Source organism: Acutalibacter sp. LFL-21 (assembly GCF_025630755.1).
Classification (GTDB): Bacteria; Bacillota; Clostridia; order Oscillospirales; family Acutalibacteraceae; genus Acutalibacter; species Acutalibacter stercoravium.
The window spans coordinates 1-2,698 of the sequence record NZ_JAOTNT010000026.1 but is presented as its reverse complement, the minus strand read 5'-3'; the positions used below and the strand labels follow the sequence as shown (position 1 = coordinate 2,698).

Sequence of the window (2,698 nt, the reverse complement as noted above, 5' to 3'; positions counted from 1 at the left end):
TACACATTCAGCGTCGCGGCCATCTGTTTGAGGTTGTGCATGGTCGCCCAGCGTTCATAGCCCCGGCCTTTCCCCTCGGCTTTCTTCTGCTCAATGTCCACAAGCCGCTGCACATTCGGAGCAGTTCGGGCGGCTCTGTCTGTCCGCAGTTGGTCTTGGATAGAGGGCGGGGTGCTGGATATAGCCGCGGTCTTTTCTGCGGCTCTGGCGGCGTTCTGCTCCAAAACGGCAAGGACAGCGGCGCGGTCAAAATCGTCGCCCAACTTGCGGGCGGTAATGGGCTTTGTCCTGTCCGGCGTGAGGTAACTAAGCCGCCCCCGGCTCTCCTTGACGGCCACGCCCTCCCGCAGCAGTAGAGAGGAAAAGTCCTCGAATGAGGTCGCCGCTGACAGCGCGGCGCGTATGGTCTGCCGCAGCTTCTCCTTGTTCGTTTCAAACTTGGTCTGCCGGGGCGTGATACCGCCTGCAATCATGGGGGCGTTCTGCTTGTCCAGCGCGGCCTGTCCCTTTTTCTGCGCCCAATACTCCCGGTCGGTGACGCGGTTCTTGCTGCCGTTCAAGAGGTCGATTTGGTAAAGCCCCTCCCGATGGCACATCTCCATGACTTCGGACTTGAAGTAGCGCAAGGCCGCGTCGGTACAGCGGTGCTTGCAACCGGCTTTCGTGTCGGCTGGCCTGTCCATGTAGGGCAGGAACGGCACTTCCTCTATCCGCAGGCTGTTAATAACGATATGCACATGGATATTGCCGCTGTGGTTATGCCCGTCCGGGTGGGTGCATACAAGGGCCTGGTGGCCGGGGAAATGCTCGGCGCAAAACTTCTCGCCCAATGCCTGCGCCCGGTCTACGGTCAAGCCATTGTCCGGGCCGTCCCGTGGGTCAAAGCTGATGATATAGTGGTGGCTTTTCACATCTTCCCGCCGCTGGTTTTTCCCATAGCGGAGATTTGCCCGCATACAGGCAACGGCAAAATCCTCCCCGCCGCAGTTCAGCGTGGACAGCCGGTAGTCCTCGCGGGGGATAAGCCTGCCGGTTTCATCAAGGACAGGCTTCATGGTAAACTCGTCATGTTCAAACAGCAGGTATTGTTCGGCGGCTCCGTAGTCGGCGTTTTTAGAGTTGATATGCTTGAGTGTTGCCAACCGCGTCACCTACTTTCTTTAGGACTTCATACTTGAGGGCGGCAAGGTCGGCTATGGCGGCTCGTACCTCGCCGGACAGTGCGTTATAGGTTACGCCGTACTCGTTCAGACACCGGGCAATCTGGTTGAGGTTGCCGCCAATCCTGCCGTACTCGGCTGTGAGTTTCCCGACAGCGGAGAGCAGTTCATCATTGACCGCTGACACATGGATAACGGGGCGTATGGCGGTGCGCCGTATCGCCTGCCGGAGAAATTCGGACTGGCTGATACCATAGGGCGCAAGCCGCGCTGTGAAGTCGGCATATTCTTCTTCGGACAGCCGGGTTTTCACAACGCGGCTGCGGTGGGGTGTGTTGTATCGCTTCGGCATGGGCTGTAAACCTCCTTTCACTTATCACAAAAAATTCTCTTATCTGTTAGCCATTTCCGGGGCGAAAGTGAGAAAAAACTTTTCGCCGGTCGGGAATATTTTTGCGGCGCAAGCCGCATAGCAGGGTTTGGGGAAGGCACTCCCCAACAAGTTTCCCGCGAGGGGCAAAACTGCAGAATTGCGGATTTTGGCACCGTGGTAGAAACTTGCTCTCCGTGACTGCAAACTTTCTCTCACTTCCGTCCGCCACTTTTTTGGAAAACTGCAACCACAAAAGTTTGTTTCTCTTTTTCTGCTACTACTAATCCTGTAAAGGGCATTCCTGCCCGCTTTCGCTAAAATGACACCGGACGCAGTGGTTTCTACCCGGTGTTGGAGAAATCCTTTCTCTTTGCCCTCTACTACGGGTAAATGCTCCAAATGCCAAACACCAGGGCAGAAAAATTCCCTCCTCGCTTACTACTACAACCGGCAGGGGGCAAAATGGCCGGGAGCGGAGCCGGACAACAAAAAAAGCAGTAAATCTTTTTCAAGACTTACTGCTTTCGCTGGCCGCGTCGGTGGCGGCTGGTATTCAGTTTTTATGACTTGTCCGGTGGTTCGTCAAGCCGGAACTTGAATTGACAGTCAATTAACCGCTGCTTTACATAGTCCTCCACCTCGGCGTTGACCTGCCCGTTCACTTTTGAGAAATAGCGGATATATCCGGCGTAGTGGAGCAGGACAGCGTTCACGGCTTCTGGGTCGCCCTCACGGGCTTTGAGGATTGTTTCATAGGGGAGAAGTCTACTCATACCGGCTCGCCCCCATTTCTTCGCGCAGCCGCTGCAAGGCAAGCTGGATATGCCGCCCCGCTGTGCTGCGTGACCGGCCAATGTACGCGCCGATCACGCGCTGCGGCTGGCGCAGAAAATAATAGCGCAGGATTTCTTCCTGTGTCTGCTCCGGCAAAACAGAGATCGCGTCGGCAAGGGCAGCATTGCTCAATAGGACGGTCTGGCCGCAGACGGTAAAGGGATATTCCTCGTCCGGCTCCGGCTCGGCAAACTGGACAAACTTCTCATTTGTCAGATAGTCAAGGGAAACTTGCCGTTCCCATTGCCGTTTAAGCTTCAAAATCTTGTCCAAGGCGGCACAGCGGATAACAGTCTTGCAAAAGGCGTTGTACCTGCGCTGGATATATTCT

Annotated in this window: 4 protein-coding genes; all 4 read right to left on the bottom strand. The window is 55.7% G+C overall.

The window, feature by feature from the left end; translation table 11 throughout:
* Positions 1 to 1,142 (bottom strand): relaxase/mobilization nuclease domain-containing protein (locus tag ODJ80_RS13935; RefSeq protein WP_263042549.1); only part of this gene is annotated, 1,142 nt, incomplete at its 3' end.
* Positions 1,114 to 1,512: a plasmid mobilization protein gene (locus tag ODJ80_RS13930; RefSeq protein ID WP_117499026.1), complete on the bottom strand. Its 399-nt coding sequence runs from the start codon at positions 1,510 to 1,512 to the stop codon at positions 1,114 to 1,116. The genes ODJ80_RS13930 and ODJ80_RS13935, both read right to left, overlap by 29 nt.
* Positions 1,513 to 2,093: 581 nt before the next feature.
* Positions 2,094 to 2,306 carry a helix-turn-helix domain-containing protein gene (locus ODJ80_RS13925; protein ID WP_002586615.1) on the bottom strand — a complete coding sequence of 71 codons (213 nt, stop codon included), beginning with the start codon at positions 2,304 to 2,306 and terminating at the stop codon, positions 2,094 to 2,096.
* Positions 2,299 to 2,698: sigma factor-like helix-turn-helix DNA-binding protein (locus tag ODJ80_RS13920; RefSeq protein ID WP_263042548.1), on the bottom strand; the 400-nt coding region annotated here is incomplete at its 5' end. The genes ODJ80_RS13925 and ODJ80_RS13920, both read right to left, overlap by 8 nt.